The sequence below is a fragment of the Snuella lapsa genome (assembly GCF_039539345.1).
GTDB classification, from domain to species: domain Bacteria; phylum Bacteroidota; class Bacteroidia; order Flavobacteriales; family Flavobacteriaceae; genus Snuella; species Snuella lapsa.
The window spans coordinates 1-18,764 of the sequence record NZ_BAABCY010000080.1 but is presented as its reverse complement, the minus strand read 5'-3'; the positions used below and the strand labels follow the sequence as shown (position 1 = coordinate 18,764).

At 34.3% G+C, this 18,764-nt stretch carries 22 protein-coding genes; 13 read left to right on the top strand and 9 right to left on the bottom strand.

The window, feature by feature from the left end; genetic code table 11:
* Positions 1 to 74: 74 nt before the first annotated feature.
* Both ABD792_RS15445 and lipB read left to right on the top strand, forming a co-directional pair.
* On the top strand, positions 75 to 233 hold the full coding sequence (locus ABD792_RS15445) for a YqaE/Pmp3 family membrane protein (protein WP_119029747.1): 159 nt from the start codon (positions 75 to 77) through the stop codon (positions 231 to 233).
* 30 nt (positions 234 to 263) lie between these two features.
* Positions 264 to 983 carry a lipoyl(octanoyl) transferase LipB gene (lipB, locus tag ABD792_RS15440; protein ID WP_345007249.1) on the top strand — a complete coding sequence of 240 codons (720 nt, stop codon included), beginning with the start codon at positions 264 to 266 and terminating at the stop codon, positions 981 to 983.
* A 3-nt stretch (positions 984 to 986) separates the two neighbouring features.
* On the opposite strand, the gene ABD792_RS15435 is transcribed toward lipB, so the two are convergent.
* The 7 genes from ABD792_RS15435 to rsfS form a co-directional block, all read right to left on the bottom strand.
* Positions 987 to 2,585 carry a beta-N-acetylhexosaminidase gene (locus ABD792_RS15435; RefSeq protein ID WP_345007247.1) on the bottom strand — a complete coding sequence of 533 codons (1,599 nt, stop codon included), beginning with the start codon at positions 2,583 to 2,585 and terminating at the stop codon, positions 987 to 989.
* Between the two features lie 73 nt (positions 2,586 to 2,658).
* The gene (locus tag ABD792_RS15430; RefSeq protein ID WP_345007245.1) at positions 2,659 to 2,925 is read right to left on the bottom strand and encodes an acyl-CoA-binding protein; all 267 of its coding nucleotides are present in this window, start codon (positions 2,923 to 2,925) and stop codon (positions 2,659 to 2,661) included.
* Positions 2,918 to 3,574 (bottom strand): phosphatidylserine decarboxylase family protein, encoded by a 657-nt coding sequence (locus ABD792_RS15425; protein ID WP_345007243.1) that lies wholly within the window; start codon positions 3,572 to 3,574, stop codon positions 2,918 to 2,920. The genes ABD792_RS15430 and ABD792_RS15425 overlap by 8 nt, the downstream gene beginning before the upstream one ends.
* Positions 3,564 to 4,385, bottom strand: coding sequence for a phosphatidate cytidylyltransferase (locus ABD792_RS15420; protein WP_345007241.1), 822 nt, complete (start codon positions 4,383 to 4,385; stop codon positions 3,564 to 3,566). The genes ABD792_RS15425 and ABD792_RS15420 overlap by 11 nt, the downstream gene beginning before the upstream one ends.
* A gap of 1 nt (position 4,386) precedes the next feature.
* Positions 4,387 to 4,995: an LUD domain-containing protein gene (locus tag ABD792_RS15415; protein ID WP_345007239.1), complete on the bottom strand. Its 609-nt coding sequence runs from the start codon at positions 4,993 to 4,995 to the stop codon at positions 4,387 to 4,389.
* Positions 4,996 to 5,110: 115 nt separating this feature from the next.
* The gene (ftsH, locus tag ABD792_RS15410; protein ID WP_345007237.1) at positions 5,111 to 7,036 is read right to left on the bottom strand and encodes an ATP-dependent zinc metalloprotease FtsH; all 1,926 of its coding nucleotides are present in this window, start codon (positions 7,034 to 7,036) and stop codon (positions 5,111 to 5,113) included.
* Between the two features lie 6 nt (positions 7,037 to 7,042).
* On the bottom strand, positions 7,043 to 7,414 hold the full coding sequence (gene rsfS, locus ABD792_RS15405; protein WP_345007235.1) for a ribosome silencing factor: 372 nt from the start codon (positions 7,412 to 7,414) through the stop codon (positions 7,043 to 7,045).
* Between the two features lie 92 nt (positions 7,415 to 7,506).
* Here rsfS and ABD792_RS15400 point away from each other — a divergent pair, with 92 nt between their 5' ends.
* Positions 7,507 to 8,238, top strand: a complete 732-nt coding sequence (locus ABD792_RS15400) for a biotin--[acetyl-CoA-carboxylase] ligase (protein WP_345007234.1) — start codon at positions 7,507 to 7,509, stop codon at positions 8,236 to 8,238.
* On the opposite strand, the gene ABD792_RS15395 is transcribed toward ABD792_RS15400, so the two are convergent.
* Together ABD792_RS15395 and pyrE are read right to left on the bottom strand one after the other, a co-directional pair.
* Positions 8,235 to 8,630: an SRPBCC family protein gene (locus tag ABD792_RS15395; RefSeq protein WP_345007232.1), complete on the bottom strand. Its 396-nt coding sequence runs from the start codon at positions 8,628 to 8,630 to the stop codon at positions 8,235 to 8,237. The two genes, ABD792_RS15400 and ABD792_RS15395, sit on opposite strands and share 4 nt — an antisense overlap.
* Positions 8,631 to 8,651: 21 nt before the next feature.
* Positions 8,652 to 9,296, bottom strand: coding sequence for an orotate phosphoribosyltransferase (pyrE, locus tag ABD792_RS15390; RefSeq protein ID WP_345007230.1), 645 nt, complete (start codon positions 9,294 to 9,296; stop codon positions 8,652 to 8,654).
* Positions 9,297 to 9,425: 129 nt separating this feature from the next.
* On the opposite strand from pyrE, the gene ABD792_RS15385 reads away from it, so the two are divergent.
* The 10 genes from ABD792_RS15385 (at position 9,426) to ABD792_RS15340 (ending at position 18,420) form a co-directional block, all read left to right on the top strand.
* The gene (locus ABD792_RS15385) at positions 9,426 to 10,007 is read left to right on the top strand and encodes an NUDIX hydrolase (protein WP_345007228.1); all 582 of its coding nucleotides are present in this window, start codon (positions 9,426 to 9,428) and stop codon (positions 10,005 to 10,007) included.
* A gap of 197 nt (positions 10,008 to 10,204) precedes the next feature.
* On the top strand, positions 10,205 to 10,570 hold the full coding sequence (locus ABD792_RS15380) for a DUF7793 family protein (protein ID WP_345007226.1): 366 nt from the start codon (positions 10,205 to 10,207) through the stop codon (positions 10,568 to 10,570).
* A 114-nt stretch (positions 10,571 to 10,684) separates the two neighbouring features.
* Entirely contained in the window at positions 10,685 to 12,301 is a 1,617-nt protein-coding gene (locus ABD792_RS15375) for a SulP family inorganic anion transporter (protein WP_345007224.1), read from the top strand.
* A 393-nt stretch (positions 12,302 to 12,694) separates the two neighbouring features.
* Positions 12,695 to 13,399: a hypothetical protein gene (locus ABD792_RS15370; protein ID WP_345007222.1), complete on the top strand. Its 705-nt coding sequence runs from the start codon at positions 12,695 to 12,697 to the stop codon at positions 13,397 to 13,399.
* A 231-nt stretch (positions 13,400 to 13,630) separates the two neighbouring features.
* The gene (locus ABD792_RS15365; RefSeq protein WP_345007220.1) at positions 13,631 to 13,852 is read left to right on the top strand and encodes a helix-turn-helix domain-containing protein; all 222 of its coding nucleotides are present in this window, start codon (positions 13,631 to 13,633) and stop codon (positions 13,850 to 13,852) included.
* 165 nt (positions 13,853 to 14,017) lie between these two features.
* The gene (locus tag ABD792_RS15360) at positions 14,018 to 14,527 is read left to right on the top strand and encodes a hypothetical protein (RefSeq protein WP_345007218.1); all 510 of its coding nucleotides are present in this window, start codon (positions 14,018 to 14,020) and stop codon (positions 14,525 to 14,527) included.
* 89 nt (positions 14,528 to 14,616) lie between these two features.
* Positions 14,617 to 15,711: a DUF695 domain-containing protein gene (locus tag ABD792_RS15355; protein WP_345007216.1), complete on the top strand. Its 1,095-nt coding sequence runs from the start codon at positions 14,617 to 14,619 to the stop codon at positions 15,709 to 15,711.
* A 40-nt stretch (positions 15,712 to 15,751) separates the two neighbouring features.
* Positions 15,752 to 16,474, top strand: coding sequence for a hypothetical protein (locus ABD792_RS15350; RefSeq protein WP_345007214.1), 723 nt, complete (start codon positions 15,752 to 15,754; stop codon positions 16,472 to 16,474).
* A 408-nt stretch (positions 16,475 to 16,882) separates the two neighbouring features.
* Complete coding sequence (locus ABD792_RS15345; RefSeq protein WP_345007213.1) at positions 16,883 to 17,647, top strand: HNH endonuclease; 765 nt, start codon at positions 16,883 to 16,885, stop codon at positions 17,645 to 17,647.
* Positions 17,644 to 18,420: an HpaII family restriction endonuclease gene (locus ABD792_RS15340; protein WP_345007211.1), complete on the top strand. Its 777-nt coding sequence runs from the start codon at positions 17,644 to 17,646 to the stop codon at positions 18,418 to 18,420. Before ABD792_RS15345 ends, ABD792_RS15340 begins: the two co-directional genes overlap by 4 nt.
* Positions 18,421 to 18,764 lie beyond the last annotated feature (344 nt).

Below are 18,764 nucleotides of genomic sequence, written 5' to 3'. Positions count from 1 at the left end.
AGTAATAATTAAGCGTCAAATAGCTACATCAATCATGAAGCACACTGTTTTTGTGGTGTTATAAAAATTGTATTATGAGTTTTTGGAGAGTTTTATTGTCCATTATTTGTCCGCCACTGGCAGTTATCGATAAGGGGTGTGGATCTATATTTATTGTTTTTTTGTTATGGCTCTGTGGTTGGGTTCCAGGGGTTATTGCAGCTCTGGTTATTCTCAACAATCCCAATAGGTAGGCTTTAAAAAAAGTCGTAATTTTGCAGTCTATGAATAAGCAAATAGCACTGCAAGATTTAGGGCTCAAAGACTATAAGGAGACTTGGGATTATCAGGAAACTTTGTTTAAGGGGATCGTTGAAACCAAAATAAAGAATAGGAGAGAAGCGGCCTGTTTAAAAACCAACAATTATTTTTTATTTGTAGAACATCCGCATGTTTATACGTTGGGTAAGAGCGGCGATTTTTCCAATTTGCTTTTAAACGAAGCGCAACTTAGAGAAAAAGGAGCTTCATTCTATAAGATTAATCGTGGAGGTGATATTACTTATCATGGCCCCGGTCAGGTAGTTGGGTATCCTATACTGGATTTGGAAAATTTTTTTACAGACATTCATAAGTACTTGCGCTTTTTAGAGGAAATGATCATTTTAACCTTGTTGGATTACGGATTAAAGGCTGAAAGAAGCGAGGGCGAGACGGGTGTTTGGCTGGATGTAGGTACACCGTTTGCGCGTAAAATATGTGCTATGGGGGTACGAGCCAGCCGTTGGGTTACAATGCATGGCTTTGCCCTTAATGTGAATGCCGATTTAGGGTATTTCGACAATATTATACCATGTGGTATTAGAGGGAAGGCAGTAACGTCTCTAAATGTAGAACTCGGTGTAAAGGAAGTTCCGGTACACGAAGTAAAACAAAGGCTCTTAAAGCATTTTCAAGCTCTTTTTGAAGCAGCGTTTTTTGATTACGCTGAATTGGTAAAATAAACTTTATTCAGTGTATAGCTCTATTGGCGGTCTGTATTTAACACCGTTGTTTAATAGTTTGATAAAGTGTTTGTCTAATTTCTTTTTAAACTGTTCCCAGGACCAATTTGATTTTGTAGACCAAGCTTTTTCCGAAAGAGCCAATACTCTTGGGTAGGTCATATAAAATGCACGCTCGATATTTGGTACATATTCTCCCCAGACACAGCCTTGCACACCTTTGATAAATTGATTTTCATTCTCTGGGAGTCCGCGAACGGGATCAAATTCATAAACCTTTTTTAAGCTTAATACAGACATCCATTTTACATTGGGTATGTCGCCTTTAGATTGGGGGTAATCAAAATACGTGTTGCGACCATAGGAATTAATCATTAGCAGCCCTCTGGATTTAATTTCTTGTGTTTTAATATCGGGTTCTTCATTACGCCATAAAAAAACGGTACTGTTTTTAGGATAGCTTTCTACGTCGCTTTCATACCATAAAAGTGGTTCTTTGTTTAGCTTGGTCAGTATTTTGTTTATCCTGTCGAAAAAATGGGCCATTAATTTTTCTTCATGGTCCAAATTGTTTTTTTGCATGGTAAGTTGGCAATGCGGACATTTTTTCCAGTTGTCCAAAGGGGCTTCATCGCCTCCCAAATGGAGTTTGGGATTTGGAAAAATACTAGCAACTTCATTAATAACATCCTCATAGAACTGGTAAACCTCAGGCTTGCCAGCACACAGTAATTCTTTTGAGACCTCTGGTACTGTACTTACTTCAAATTTGCGGGGAAAACATGCCAAATCTGGATAGGCAGAAAGAATGGACATACCATGCCCGGGCATGTCTATTTCTGGAATGATTTCAACATGTTTGGATTTGGCATAGGCAACTAAGTCCTTTAATTCGTCCTGGGTGTAAAAACCCCCATGTGGGATGCCATTACCATTGGTCTCTTTTCTAATTGAACCTATCTTTGTTAATAAAGGATATTTTTTTATTTCTATGCGCCAACCATGATCGTCGGTAAGATGTAAGTGTAAGTAATTGAATTTGTATGCGGCCATGGCATCTATATACTCTTTAATAGCTGCTATAGGTAAAAAATGACGGGCAGGGTCAAGCATAAGAGCGCGGTATTCAAATCTTGGGTTATCAATAATGGATAGCAGGGGTAAACGGTTATTTGGTTTGTTTTCAATTGCAACAGGAAAGAGTTGTGACAGGGTTTGAATACCATAAAAAATACCAGCTCTGCTGGAAGCTTGTAAATGAATGCCTTTGGTGTTTATTTCCAGTTTATAGCCTTCGTTATTTTTTATAGAAGTGTTTCGGTTAATAGTGATGCCGTCTATTGCGTTGCTCTTGGCATTACTAATTGAAAGATCAATGTTTGTTTCTTTTTTTATTAGTTGTTTTAATAATTGTGCTTCTGGTTTTGCATCTTGAAAGTTTGGGTCTAAAAAGATAGCGTGTTCTTTTTTGATTGAAAAATGACCGTTGGTTGTTTCTAATTGAAGGGGCTGCGGAATGATTTTAAGATCACTAGACTGGGCATTTAACAAAGTGTAGCCCAGAAAGCATACCATGTATGCCAAGAAGTTTTTAAGCTTCATATGTTACAAGATTTATTTTATGGTTTGATGAAGTAGCTAAACTATAAAATAAATGTAGAGAAAAAAAGACCTATTAGTTTCTGTATAAAAAATAGTTGTTTACCAATTCTATATAAGCACGTTTGGCTTCATCTTCACTAATGTTTTTTACCTGAAACAAAGCATTGGTTTTAAAAGCATTAATGATTGGTTTTTTGCTGCGGGGTTTACCGTAGTCGTTAGTAGCTTTTTTGTAATAAGCGTAGAGTTTTAGAAGGGTGTCGGCCGGAAAAGGGTCCTTGTGGGCATTTACTCTGGCTACGGCTTCCTGAAATTCGATATCTAGGTCTGTATCACTCATTGGTCTCGGCAATAATACTCTCTCCGCCACGAACTTTTTGATTGAGCTGAACTTTTATATTCGTATCCAAAGGTAAAAATAAATCGACTCTTGACCCAAATTTTATGAAACCACAATCTTCTCCTTGAATGGCCTTGTCGCCCTCTTTGGCATAGTTGACTATACGCTTGGCAAGTGCCCCAGCAATTTGACGATATAGTACTTTGCCATAGGTTTCGTTTTCTACAACAACGGTTGTTCGCTCGTTCTCTTCACTTGCCTTGGGGTGCCAAGCAACAAGGTATTTGCCTGGATGGTATTTGCTAAATACTACTTTACCTCCAACAGGATAACGTGTTACATGAACATTTATTGGCGACATAAAAACACTAACCTGAATACGCTTTTCTTTAAAATATTCTGGTTCAAAAACTTCTTCAATAACAACAACTTTACCATCTACAGGTGCAATTACCTGTTGGTTGTTTAATTTGGTTTTGCGCTTTGGGTTCCTAAAAAACTGAAGAATGAGAATAAGAAAGATAAATAACGCAATCATTATTGTTGTTTGCAGCCATTTTATGGAAATAAAGCTATCTGCCAATAAAAAGGACGCTATAACAAAAATGAACGTGATTAATATAATCTTGTGGCCTTCTTTATGAAACATATTGTAATACTCTTAAAAATAAATATATAAAAGGAGCTGCAAAGATAATGCTGTCCAAACGATCTAGTAGCCCTCCATGTCCTGGCATTATAACGCCACTATCTTTTACGTTCGCCTGTCTTTTAAACTTCGATTCTATTAAATCGCCCAAGGTTCCAAATACACTAATGATAATGCTTAAAACTAACCAAGAGGTAAAGCTTAAGGTTTCTGTAAAGGTAGTGATAAAATAGCTTGCAATACAGGAAAAAAACAAGCCTCCTAAAAAGCCTTCAACTGTTTTTTTAGGAGAAATCTTTGCAAACAGTTTTTGTTTGCCAAAGTTTTTACCAACTAAATAGGCAAAAGAGTCATTAACCCATACCAAAATGAAAGATCCAAGTAAAATATTGGGGTTGTAAGTGTGGGGGTAGTTTGCAATTAGTATTAAAAATACGAAAGCACTAGATAGATAAAAGGTCGTTAATAAGAAACTTTTTGAGCTAAAGAGTGGAATCGTTTTTTCTGAGAATAAGTCTTTTATTAGGAATAGCTGAACAAAAATGGTTAAAACCATAAGGATTTGGGTGGCCTCATCTAATCCGTTGACAGTATTTAGTACCAATTGCCAATAACCAAATACGGCATAAAGAATTGTGAATATTATATAAGGGAAAAAGCTTTTTAATTGAATGAGCTTGTTGAACTCGGCCAAGCAAATTAGTCCAAAAACGAAAAAAAGTGCTATTAAGGCATGTTCGCAATTTAGCGAGAGTATTAATAACAAAACATATAATAGTCCTGAAATTGATCGTATAAGAATTTCTTTCATTCTATAGGTCTTCTAAAAGTAGCAGATAAAGGTTTTTAGCACTACTGCCATAACTAAGAAAGTCTTTTTCGTCTTTCGATTTAAAATGTTTTATTGTTGTAATGTTTGTAGGTATTTTTTCTTTGTTTTTAGATTTTATAACGCGTAAGCCTTCCCCAATATTTTCAACAATTTGGCTGGTAGTGGCATATACCACAAAGTTTACGGGAAGTTCGGTAAGTTTCTTTTCAAAAATTTGATTTGAGGAAATTAATAAAGACCCGTCGTTAGCAATTAGATTTTCACAAGTTGTTAAAAAAAAGGCAGCTTCGCTGGTTTTTTTGGTTATTTGTAAGTTGGAGTCTTTAAATTTATCTTTTAAGTTATCGTCAATTAATAAGGTTTCTTTCTCTTCCCAGTTGTTTTCTTCGAGTATGTTATATAAGTTTTCAAAGATTTCGTCTAAATTTTCACAATACAAAAATTTACCACCATTAGCCTTAAAGTTTATGGTAAACCTTTCGTCTATAGGTAATTTTATTTCTGGCATGTATTTGCCTCTGTCTTCGGACTTTAGTTCTTCTTCTGAGCGCTCAGCTTTGGAACCGAAAATTTTTCTGAAAAGACTCATTTAATTAGCTGCTATTAACTCAATTTTCATTGGCTTTATCAAATATAAAAAATCTTAAACTAACCAAGTGGTTAATTTAAGATTTTTACTAAAAGCTAGGCAAATATATTAAAATCTATTTATCTAAGGATTCCCTTTCTTCTTTTTCGAAAGCGCGTTTTCCAAATATTCTTTCTAGATTGTCTTTAAAGATGACCTCTTTTTCGAGAAGTTCTTCTGCTAACTCGGTAAGCTTGTCTTTGTTTTCTTCTAGAAGCTTAATGGCTCTTTGGTATTGCGTCTCGATAATGTTGGAAATTTCTTTGTCAATTAACTCGGCAGTCTGCTCACTATAAGGTTTAGTAAAGCCATACTCATTTTGTCCGGAGTCGTAATAGGTTAAGTTTCCAATCTTATCGCTCAATCCATATATAGTAACCATAGCACGTGCTTGTTTCGTTACCTTTTCTAAGTCGCTTAGTGCTCCAGTCGATATCTTGTCGAAAATAACTTTTTCGGCAGCGCGCCCACCAAGGGCAGCACACATTTCGTCTAGCATTTGTTCTGGACGAACAATTAAGCGTTCTTCGGGTAAGTACCAAGCGGCACCTAAAGAACGACCACGAGGTACAATAGTTACTTTTACTAAAGGAGCGGCGTGTTCTAACATCCAGCTAATAGTTGCATGCCCCGCTTCATGGTAAGCAACGGCTTTCTTTTCGCTAGGTGTTATAATTTTGTTTTTCTTTTCAAGACCGCCAATAATTCTATCTACAGCGTCCAAGAAATCTTGTTTGTCTACTTCTTTTTTGCCATTTCTGGCAGCAATAAGAGCAGCTTCATTACAAACATTGGCAATGTCTGCTCCCGAAAATCCAGGTGTTTGTTTGGATAGGAAATCGGTGTCTAGGTCTTTAGACTTTTTAAGGGGCCTTAAATGTACTTCAAATATCTCCTTACGCTCACGAATATCGGGTAAGTCAACATAAATCTGCCTATCAAAACGACCAGCACGCATAAGTGCTTTGTCTAATATATCGGCTCTGTTTGTGGCAGCTAGAACAATAACATTTGCATTGGTGCCAAAGCCGTCCATTTCGGTTAACAACTGATTTAATGTGTTTTCGCGTTCATCGTTACTCCCAGACATGGCATTCTTTCCTCTTGCGCGTCCAATAGCATCAATTTCATCTATAAAAATGATAGAAGGCGATTTCTCTTTGGCTTGCTTAAATAAGTCACGTACCCTAGAAGCTCCAACACCAACGAACATTTCTACAAAGTCTGAACCCGATAGGGAGAAGAAAGGTACTTTTGCTTCACCGGCAACAGCTCTGGCTAGCAAGGTTTTTCCTGTTCCTGGAGGGCCAACCAATAAGGCGCCTTTAGGAATTTTACCTCCTAGGGTGGTGTATTTTTCAGGGAATTTAAGGAAATCTACAATTTCTTGTACTTCTTCTTTAGCACCTTCAAGACCTGCTACATCTTTAAAGGTTGTTTTAACTTCTGTATTTTGATCGAATAGTTTTGCTTTCGATTTTCCGATGTTGAAAATTTGTCCTCCTGCACCGCCACCGGCTCCACCGGACATACGACGCATAATGAAGATCCAAACACCAATTAAGAGTATGAAAGGTAATAGGCCAATTAAAAAATCGGTTAATGTGCTTTCTTCTCTGTCAAAGCTAAGTAGGTTTTCTTTTCCTATGGCATCAAGATCATTTTCGAAATTTTGAAGATCTCCTATTTCGAAGGTGTAATTGGGTAATTTGGTAGCTGTAGGAATAAAACTGGTAGGCTTCGATTTTTTATGGATTTCCTTCTCTTGGGCTTCGTCAGTAAGATATACTTTGGCTAAGTGTTTGTTTATAACAATAACCTTTTCTACATCACCGTCTTTTGCAAATTGTAAAAATTCTGAAGGTGATATGGTATTGGCATCTTGATAGCTGCCACCTCCAAATAATTGAATTCCTAAGAAAAAAGCAATGAGTATACCGTAAATCCAGTATGGACTAAATTTAGGTTTTTTGTCTTTTATGTTTTTTTTGTCGTTTGCCATGCGTTTTTAGTAACTTGTTTCTATTGTTGTTGTTATTGCATCACCCCAAAGACTTTCAATATCGTAATAATCCCTAATATGTTTCTGGAACACATGTACAACAACGTTCACGTAGTCTATTAATACCCATTCGGCATTATCCATACCTTCGGTATGCCATGGATTGTCCTTAAGTTCTTTGCTTACCTTTTTTTGAATCGAGTTAACAATGGCGCTTACTTGTGTATTTGAAGTCCCTTCGCAAATAATGAAATAGTCACAAACTGTATTGTCAATGTTTCTTAGATCTAAAATGTTTATTTCTTTACCTTTAATATCTTCAATGCCACTAATAATTACAGATATTAGTGAATCTGTGTTTGTATTTTCTTTCGCCATTAAGTTTTTTTAATTTATGCAAAGTTATTATTTTTTTAGTTCTTTATACTTTAAAATAATCATAAGATTTTATACTGTTATAATAACTCAATATGCCTATTATCAAACTTAATGCCATCGATTCTACCAATAGCTATTTGCGACAGCTTATTGTTAAGGAGAACCTTGAGGATTTTACAGCGGTAATTGCCGAAAAGCAAACCGATGGTAGGGGGCAAATGGGGACTGTTTGGGAATCGGAAGCGGCTAAAAACCTTACGTTTAGTGTGTTTAAGGACATCACTCAACAGCAATTAGAGTACCCGTTTTATATAAGTATTGTAACGTCGTTGGCTTTAATACAAACGCTTAAGTCTTTCTCTATTCCTAAGTTAAGTGTTAAGTGGCCTAACGACATTTTGTCAGAAAACAAGAAAATTTGTGGAATCTTAATAGAAAATGTCATAAAGCAAAATGTAGTGTCTGCATCTGTAATAGGCATTGGTTTGAATGTAAATCAAACGGCATTTAATGCCTTGCCCAATGCTTCGTCCCTTAAAGAGATATCGGGTATTGTTTATGATCTGGATGAGGTTGCCTATGAAGTTTTAAAGTACTTGAAAAAGTATTTTAAAATTTTAAAAAAGGGAAGGCTTAAAGCATTAAAAGAAGAATACGAGGGGCATCTTTTTAGAAAAAATAAACCTTCGACATTTAAGGATGCTGAAGGTTTGATGTTTTCAGGATTTATAAAGCATGTCACCGATTCGGGAATGCTTCAAGTATTGTTGGAAGACGATATTGTAAAAGCCTTCGATTTAAAGGAAATTACATTGTTGTATTAAATTGCCTTAGGGATACTGGTAGCCAGTGTCTCGATGAACTTTGTTATCGGGCCTTTTATCATCATGGCCATCATAGGGTTAAAGTCGCCATTGAACTTAAGCTGTACTTCGCTGGTTTGGGCATCTATTTCATTAATGGTGCCAGTAAGCGAAAAATCAATTTTACCACCGGCAGCTCCCAATACAATTTTGTTGGGAGGAACTTCTTCTTTTCTCTTAAGTGTAATTTCGGGCATGCCTTTTAGGGCAAATAAAAAGGTGTCTTCACTAATAATTTCGAATTTGCTAATGTTTTCGGGCATTAGGGATTCGAAATTTTTAACATTGGTTAAAAAGTCAAAGACTTCTTCTGGCGATTTATTAACGTTTACTTTTGGGGATTCTAAATTCATAATATGTTTTGTTAAACAACATTAACTTATGTTCCATTCGCTTGGGTTGGTATTCCATTCAGACAAAGCTTTCAATTCTTTTTCTGAGATGTAATTTGTTTCCAAAGCTTGTTCCAGTAAGTTTTCGTAATTGCTTAATGTGTTTAAAATAATGTCTTCCTTTTTAAAGTTCTCGGCAGCAATATCAAAACCATAGGTAAATATGGCTACCATCCCTTTAACGTTTACACCAGCCTCTTTTAAAGCTTTAACGGCATTAAGGCTACTTTTACCTGTGCTAATAAGGTCTTCGACAACAACAACATTCTGCCCTTTTTCTACAAATCCCTCAATTTGGTTTTTACGGCCATGTCCTTTGGCTTCTGGTCTAACATAAATAAAAGGCAAGCCTAAATATTCGGCAACCAACATACCAATACCAATGGCACCCGTAGCAACACCGGCAATAACATCGGGTTTTCCAAATTGTTTTTCAATATGTTTTCCCATGGCTTCGCGAACGTAATTACGAATAGGGGGGAAAGACAAAATAATGCGGTTGTCACAATAAATTGGAGATTTCCAGCCCGATGCCCAAGTAAAGGGATCTTTGGGGCTAAGTTTTATAGCATTAACTTGTAATAAAACTTCGGCGGTTTTTTTTGCTGTATTTTTATTGAAAATCATAGCCGCAAAATTACATAAAATAAATTTTTGTGCTGAACTTTCTGGTAATAAAAATATTTTTTTCAAGAGTTGTTAAAATGAAGTGAAAAATGATATTTTTACCATAGCGTAAATTTTGAATGACGAAACATGTATAAAGTTTTTGTTGGTGATAAGCCCATAGTTTTAACGACTAAGGTAGAGATGGAATCAAATTTTAAAAATTATTTGCTCAATACGGTACATATTGGGAAAGTAATAAAGGAACTTAATACAACGGGGTTGGAAGAGGTTAGGCTTATTCACAAAAGCGAGGATAAACTGCTTAAGAAGTTCTTGAAAAAATTACCTAATGTAGTTGCTGGAGGTGGGAAAGTCTATAATGATGTAGGGGAGATTTTGTTTATTTATCGCAATGATAAGTGGGATTTGCCAAAAGGAAAGGTGGAAGGGAATGAAACGATTGAAAAAACAGCTATTCGTGAAGTAACCGAAGAGACGGGTGTTGGCGGTTTGGAAATCACAAAACCCTTGGAAACGACGTATCATATTTTTAAGCGTAATGGGCGTCATAAGATAAAGATTACATATTGGTTTGAGATGAGAACCAGTTTTAAAGGTGATCTATATGCACAGGAAGAGGAAGGCATAACAAAAGTAACTTGGCTAAACGATAAACAAACAGAAAAGGCTCTTGAAAATTCTTACGCAAACATAAAATTATTGGTGTAGAAATCCTTGTGTAGTGCCTTTAAGGTTAAGGTTTTTAGGTAGTTATGTGTTTTGTTCTTTTTTGTTATAAAACTTATAAAAAAATATTATTTTTGATTTTGTAATTTCACGATTACAGATAATTGCTATGCCTTGGACAACATCAGGTTGTTTATGAATTAATATCTCTCACTTAATATATTTTTAGATCAATAGAAATGAAAAGTTATAAACTGTCATTTGGTTCTATTGCTATGCTAAGTAGTAATATGGCAGAGCTTATTATTGATGAGGGCATTGAGGTAGATGAGGTTATGGTAGACGAATACCATGATTTTATAAGGACATACATGGATAATCCGTGTTTTGTATTGGTGAACAAAGAGCATTCTTATAGCTTTAAGTTCGAAGCGCAGCGTATGATACACAACATTAAACAAATTAAGGCCATAGCTGTTTGTGTCAAAACCAGTGGCGCGCTTATGATGGTAGAAACAATAATTAATTTGAACAAGGTCAATGATTGGAACATTAAGGTGTTTCAAAATAGAATGGAAGCTATGAATTGGCTAAGTAGCCAGTAGTGGACTTCCAGCTTGCTTTCTCAAACGTTTTAGTGGATGCGTTTGCCAAATTAAACCATTAAGGCTTGTTAATCTTTATATTAAGCTTAAATTTGCCGCTTCAAAGTAAAGGCCATGACTGAATTTATTAGAAAGCGTACAGCAAATGCAAAAAACGACATTTTAAGTGGGATAACTGTAGCATTGGCTTTGGTGCCCGAAGCTGTAGCCTTTGCGTTTGTTGCAGGTGTAGATCCTCTGGTAGGACTCTATGCGGCATTTATGATTGGGTTAATAACTTCTGTTTTTGGGGGAAGACCTGGTATGATTAGTGGCGCAACGGGGGCTTTGGCAGTCGTGATGGTAAGTTTGGTGGCCGAAGGGAACGCCATGGGGGCAGCAGATGAGAATTTGGGGCTTTATTATTTGTTTGCTACTGTTATTCTTATGGGGGGCATACAAATGCTGGCGGGAATCTTAAAGCTTGGTAAGTTTGTTCGTCTTATTCCGCACCCCGTAATGATGGGTTTTGTAAATGGTTTGGCAATAGTGATCTTTACCTCCCAGTTGGGGATGTTTAAAGATGTTGAGGGCAACTGGTTTACAGGATCACAGCTTTGGACCATGGTTGCTTTGGTGGCTTTAACTATGGGTATCATGTTCTTTTTGCCTAAGATAACTAAAAAGCTTCCTGAGGCTTTAATGGGGATTTTAATTGTATCGGCCATTGTTATTTTTGGCGATTTAGAAGTGGCTACGGTAGGTAGTTTTATTAGGGAAGTAGGTGGTGAAGGTTTAAAAGGTGGGTTGCCCCAGTTTCAATTTGATATTTTTAGTAAGGTGCCATTTAATTATGAAACTTTAAAGTTTATTTTTCCTTATGCCTTAATTCTTGCGGCTATTGGTTTGATAGAATCCTTAATGACCTTGAATTTGGTAGATGAACTTACTGAAACGCGTGGTAATGCCAACAGGGAGTGTATGGCTCAGGGTGGTGCTAATATTGTTACTGGTCTTTTTGGTGGTATGGGAGGCTGTGCCATGATAGGACAGTCGCTTATTAATATTAAATCGGGGGGACGTACGCGTTTGTCGGGTATTGTGGCTGCCGTGTTGTTATTGGTATTTATTTTATTTGCTTCGTCTTATATTGAGCAAATTCCTATTGCTGCATTGGTAGGGGTTATGTTTATGGTAGTTATAGGGACTTTTGCCTGGAGCAGTTTTAGGATATTGAATAAAATCCCTTTAAGCGATGTGGTTGTTTTGGTGGCGGTATCGGTACTAACTGTTATTTTCGATCTGGCAATTGCTGTGATAGCGGGCGTTATTATTAGTGCTTTGGTATTCTCTTGGGAAAATGCAAAGCGCATTCGCGCCAGAAAGCGTATGCGTGAGGATGGCACTAAAGTATATGAAATTTGGGGGCCTTTGTTTTTTGGATCGATATTGGCTTTTAACGATAAGTTTGATGCTAAGAACGATCCCGATAATGTGGAGATCGATTTTATAGAGTCGCGTGTAAGCGACCACTCTGCGCTTGAGGCTATTCTTAATTTGGTAAACAAGTATGAAGCCGAAGGAAAATCTATTAAATTAAAGCATTTAAGTGAGGATTGTAAAGTGTTACTGTACAAGGCCAATCCTAAATTTAGGGAGGTTGTTATTGAGGCAGTAGACGATCCGCGCTATCATTTGGCCGAAAACCCAGAGGCTTTTCCGAAGCCACTTTCTACTTATAAGTTGTTGTAACTAGCAAAAACTATTGTACCTATTTTTATTATAAAGTATTGTGTTTAAGTGCTGTTGTTAGTGTTAGGGATGTGGTTTAGTTTCCATGCTTTTCTTTTGGTTGGGGTATTCATGCTATAATTGCCTATAACTATTTGGATTGACCCGTCCTAAAACACCTATACTATAGACTAAAGGTGAAGTATATATGAAGTAAAGGTGAAGGAGTAGCTTTTATAACCCGTCCAAAAGCAACATTAAGATTTTATTTTAAACAGACCTAATACACAAAAACTTGTAGGTTTTTGCGTATATTTGGTTGTGTTTATAGGCCCATTTAAGGGGAATAATGTAATGTTGGGTTTGTTAAGTGGTTGTGTGTAATTTGAATGGAATGTTCTGTATTAAAGAAAAATGATATTTACCTCAGATAAAGATTATAAATCAACCAAGAAAATTAAACAAGGTGATTCAAAAATTAGAGAAGAGTTTGAACCTCTTGCTAAATGGATTGACGAGAAATATGATGTAAAAACATTGAATCTAATCTTTGATTACATAAAAAACAACAAATCTTATCCTCGACTTCAAATTTGTCTTGAATACGCCAGAGACAAAGGTAAATTCATGGACAACAAGACCTACAATTTCCATAAAACAAAACAAAAAGAGATTGCTGAAAAATTTAAAGAATTAACATCAATTTATAAGCAACATAAAAAACTGAGTCTCATTAAAAAAATAATACTTGGATTGAGGTATAAAACTAATAATTTATATGTTTACTTCTCTGACTTTGAAACAATAGCAAAAGATGAAGCTAATAATAATATTCCCGAAAAAGAAATTAAAAATCTGAAATCGAAAATAAATAATCCCGAATTGTGGAGAATTGAAAGAAGGTTTAATACCGTGACATACTTTTTGTATACAGATGAACAATTAAAGAAATATCAGGACTCGGAAATTCATAAACAATGGAGTAACCAGTATTTTGACTTATTAAAAGAGTATGATGAATTTGGATATTTTAAGAAAGATTTTTATTATGTTTTTCTAGACAGTAAAGAGAATTTTGATACTAATTATAAAAGTAATTGGTATTATTACTATAAATAAAAAAACGGCTATGTAATATTTAAGACTTTGGCTTTCTTCTTGTTGGATACATAACTTGTTGTTTTTTAAATTGTCCGATTTCTTCTCTGAGCGTTTGGTTAAAAATTAGACATTAGTGTTGATTTTCTATACAAATGTATTTAAAATATATTCAAATCAAAAACAAAAGTTTAGATTTTTAACACAATTGGAGTTGTTTCATATATTTATGTCTAGAAATTTGGTATAATTATGACAGAATTAGGATTATATTTAGCTAAGAAATCAATTAACAAAGCAGAAGTTTCTAGGAGAACAGGAATAAGCAAATCTCGATTAAGTCAATTGAGTGGAAATAAGTCTACTAAACTGAGGGCTGATGAATTGTATTTAATTGCATTAGCGATTGATATTGACCCTTGTGAAGTTTTTGAAGAAGTCTGTGGCCACTTGGATTTGAAAAATAAAGAATAAACGAACACACAATAATGATTTATAACCGCAAGGCAGATTAAACTGTGTACGAATCCATTCAGTCAACGTCAGTTCTAAACCAAAATATGCATTTAACCCTTAACAGATGTTGGATAGGCGTCAGTTGTATGAGGTCTTTTTAACATTTAAACAATAGGAATCTATATGATACATAAAGAACAAAAAGAAATTTTCAAAAAATCACTTCTCACCTGTTTATTAATAATCGGATTTGGAATATATCTCTCCATTCGAGGAAGTAAAGAGAAAACTGAGTTTAACAAAGTAACGGGTCAAATTGATTATTTTGATAAGACATTTCAAGAAATAAATTATAGAAATAAGGGCGACCACCGATTTATTCATATTGTTGACTTTCCTCTTATTTTTGACATTTTTGTTGGACAAGCACCTGGCGATTTTGGACCAAAATTTGAGCAATTGGATAACCTAAAAATAGGAGATAAAATTACAGTTTATTACGACGATAAAACGCCATTTCAGAAAAGTCGAGATTTAAGATTTAATAAAACGGTACAATTTATAGACAAAAATGGAGAGGCCTATTTTATACGTGGAAATAAAGATAAATATGGAGGTTATCTGTTTGTTGGAATCGGGATTTTGTTGGCAATAACGCTTTTGGTTTTGAAGAAACTTGGAAAAATAAAATGATAAAATGTTTGGTGATACCTGTAAACGATTGCAGGTTAGGAGCTAATTTTATAACAATCGTAAATGCAATGACCAAATAAATTAATACTATGACTTTTTTAAAAGCACTATTCGGTAAAAAGGAAAAATCGATTGAATCATATACTGATTTTTGGGACTGGTTTCAGGAAAATGAAAAGAAGTTTTATAGTGTTCTTAAACGACAAGGTAATATTAAGGGTGTTTTTTTTGACAAGTTATCCCCAAAGCTAAATGAATTAAAAGACGGTTTTTGGTATTTAGCAGGAATGTATGATGAAAATATTTCTGAATTAGTAATTACACCTGACGGCGTTATTAAAAATATTGTTTTTGTCGAGGAACTTGTTCAAGCTGCACCTAAAATACCAAACTGGAAATTTACCGCACTAAAACCAGCAATTGATATAGAGAATGTAAGAATAGATATGGCTGGTTATACTTTTGACAGCAAAAATTTATCATTTTATTCTATTGACCATAAAGACTGTCCTGATGAAATTGATATTGTTATTGCGCATAGTGACTTTAATGAGAGGGATGAATCAACCATTGTAAATGGTACATATATTTTTCTGGACAATTATCTTGGAGAACTAAATTCTATAACCACAATAGACAACTTAAAAGTAATTTCAAAGAATCGGGCAGAAAAAGAGCTTATCCCAATTTCTAAGTTGCAAGATTTTCTAGTTTGGAGGGAAAAGGAATTCATTGAGAAATACAAGGGGCTAAGACACAATACTGATGATGATAATTATTCTAGCTTAGAAGCTACATTAGAAAATGGCCTTCCTTTACTAGCGATAGTGAATTCGGACATGTTAAACTGGGATAGTAAAGCATCGCATCCTTGGATTGCAGTTGTGGAAGTTAAATATGATGGAAAAAACAATAATGGGCTGCCAAGTGAAAAGGAATATCGGTTACTAAACGAAATTGAAGATAAAATAATGTCTGAATTAAAGGATTTTGATGGTTATATAAATATAGGGAGACAAACGGCTGATTCTTTAAGGGAAATTTACTTTGCTTGTATTGATTTCAGAAAACCATCTAAAGTTCTCTATAATATCAAAAACGAATATAAAAGTATTATTGGGATAGACTTTGATATTTATAAAGATAAATATTGGCAATCATTTAATAGGTTTATAACCGACTAAAAGGTACTCAGCAATTTATACATACTGTATTTGCTAGTAAATGAAACGTGATAGAAGTGTTATGCATTATAATAGAAAAACATTGAGAGGAACGCTTATCATAATCATGTTATTGATTTCTAGTTTCAAATCTTCTTCTCAAGAAAGCATGGTTGTTGATGCAGATATAACTGATTTATCCGCTTTAATAGGGAGTAAAAAGTATAGTTTTTATATAACGGACTTGGAAGATGTTCCTGATAAAATTAAGTATAATCTTGACAGCTATTTAAAAATTATATTAGGTGAATTATATGTTAATGCAGTATTTAAAGAAGGCTATATTTCTGACTTGGATGGGTACTTTCAAGAAAATCCAAATACTTTTGATAGAGGTTGGGTTATTACAAAATACCAATTTGTTTTTGATCTAAAAAAGCCAGAAATAGGAATTGTAAATTATCCGATAAAAGTAGACGTGGATGAGTACGGACAAGTTATTGAATGCAACTGGCCTAGAAAATGGTTTGGAAAAGTAAATGACTTCGTTGAACGAAGCAAAATAAAGGCAAAAGCGATGAAATGGGCGGAAAAGAATACTTTGAATTCAACTGACTTTGATGTGGATTTGATATACGATTCAGGGAATAATACTATGTCTTGGAAATTTCGGTTTCCTAAAGAAAGACCAGATTTTAGTGGCTCGTATCAAATGTTAGAAATTGACTGGAGTAATAACGAAATATTGAAAGAATACACTATTTACACTACAATTAGTCACTAAAATTTATAATGAACAACAAAGTACAACTGTAATTAATGTGTGCTGGTTGGAGCTATAAAAAACGTTTTAGTGTTTCAATACCAAAATTCCAATAATCAAAGAAAAGGCTCTAAAATTATCCGATCAAATTTTCAGAGTTTAAATTGTTCAAAAGAGTTGGAAAAACACTTCTGAATAAATCAAAAATTAATGAAAGACTTATTATCTTGCAGATAGAAAATCTTGAATTGAAAATTAAAAAATGTTAAACGAGAAAACAGTAATAGAAAGTGTTGATAGGGTATTGGGTAAAAATATTATTGAAGTCAATGAACTTTAAACAGGCTTCGTGGAGGTCTGGTTTTCCATTCTAATCTTTTTATTCGTTTTTGAAGAGGCTTATTCAAATCCTAACGTAAACGCAGCTTAATGGTAAAAAAAAATTGGACACGAGAAGAAACTATTATTGCATTTAATGTGTATTGCAAAGTGCCTTTTAAAAGTAGCAGTAAGTCCAATTCAACCGTTATTAAGTATGCAAATATAATTGGCAGATCGCCATCTGCTTTGAATATGAAAATAGGCAATTTTGGAAGACTTGACCCAGAACTTAAAAAGCAAGGAGTTGTAGGTTTAGTTAATGGAAGCAAACTTGAAGAAGAAGTTTGGAATGAATTTAATGAAAATTGGGAAAAATTAGCTTTTGAAAGTGAAGAATTAATCGCGAAATTTCAAAATAAAGAGATAGGGGAAATTGAAGAAATTAACTTTGAAAAGTTTCCTGAAGGGAAAGATAGAGAAACTACAATTAAGGCAAGAGTAAATCAATATTTTTTCAGAACAGCAATTTTATCTTCATATAGTCTGAAATGTTGTATTACAGGATTGTCTATCCCTGATTTATTAGTTGCAAGTCATATTAAACCTTGGTCAAAAGACAAGGAAAATAGAATTAATCCACGCAATGGATTATGTTTAAATTCTATTCATGATAAAGCATTTGATAAAGGATATATAACTGTTACACCAGATTTTAAAGTGAAAGTTTCAGATTACTTTAATCATTATTCAAAAGATAAACCTGTAAACGATTTCTTCTTAAAGTATGATAATAAAAATATTATCAAACCAGAAAAATTTGTCCCAGCCCAAGAATTTTTAGATTATCATTATCAAAATATTTTTATCAAATGACATCAAGTGCCTATTTATACAAAACTTTAGAAAACAAAACGATTATTTCAAATTGGAATAATCAAATAGATGTTACAAATGATACCTTTTTTAAGAGGTCTAAAGATTTAGGATTCAGTGTAAAATCCCAACTAGGAAGCCTTTCTATTCTATTAAATGCAGGGAAAACAACTAATTTTATTTACAAAATAAATTTCACAAATTTAACAAGGAACGAGATTGACCAAATAAATTCCATAGACACAAGGAGCAAAATAATGGATAGGATTGCTCAAGTTCAAAGTAAAGGTGGGGTATTTGAGTTTGTAAAAACAGAGAGACAAATATTTTCAAATAATCTTGTTCTAATCGACAGTTTACTTCCTCAAATTTTGTCGCAAATCATTTTTGATTTCTATTCAACAGAGTTTTCTCATTTAACGGATTTGGTGGATTTGGCAACAACAAAAAATCCGTTAGATTTTGACATTAAGAATGAGCATAAATTTTACGAATATAAAATCAAACGTTTTTTAACAGACGTTGCACTTGGAATGATGCCATCTCAAGTTTGGACTGGAAAATACGATGCGACAGGCGGATATTTAATCGTTAAAGAAAATGGAGATGTTTTGTGCTATCACATTTACAACCGAAATGAATTTGAGGACTATCTACTAAATAACACAAAACTTGATACTGCAAGTTCTTCTCGACATGAATTTGGGGAAATCTATGAGGAAAATGGACAATTATTTTTCAAACTAAATTTACAAATTCGATTCACAAAATAGCAAACGCTAAAATCTATAAGCATTGGTAATTCGCACATGCCGAAGCAAAGCCAAAAATTGCCAAGAAACTATGTTTGCCTCAATGCTGAAAACGAAATAAATGAAGAGCGAAAACACAATGACAGTAACTGTCGCTCAACCCCATAAATTTATAAAAACATTATATAAAGCGCCTGTTTAAGGGCGTTTATTGTTTTTGAAGGCTGCTGCAATCTAAGTTTAAGATGATTTTAAGATAGTGAAATGGGAGGTAATGGCTTTAAAGTGGCAAAATTGGCTAATTCAGTTCGATTTGTGCCACCGATTTCGGAGTCATTGTGCCATTGATTTCGGTTTAAACCGTG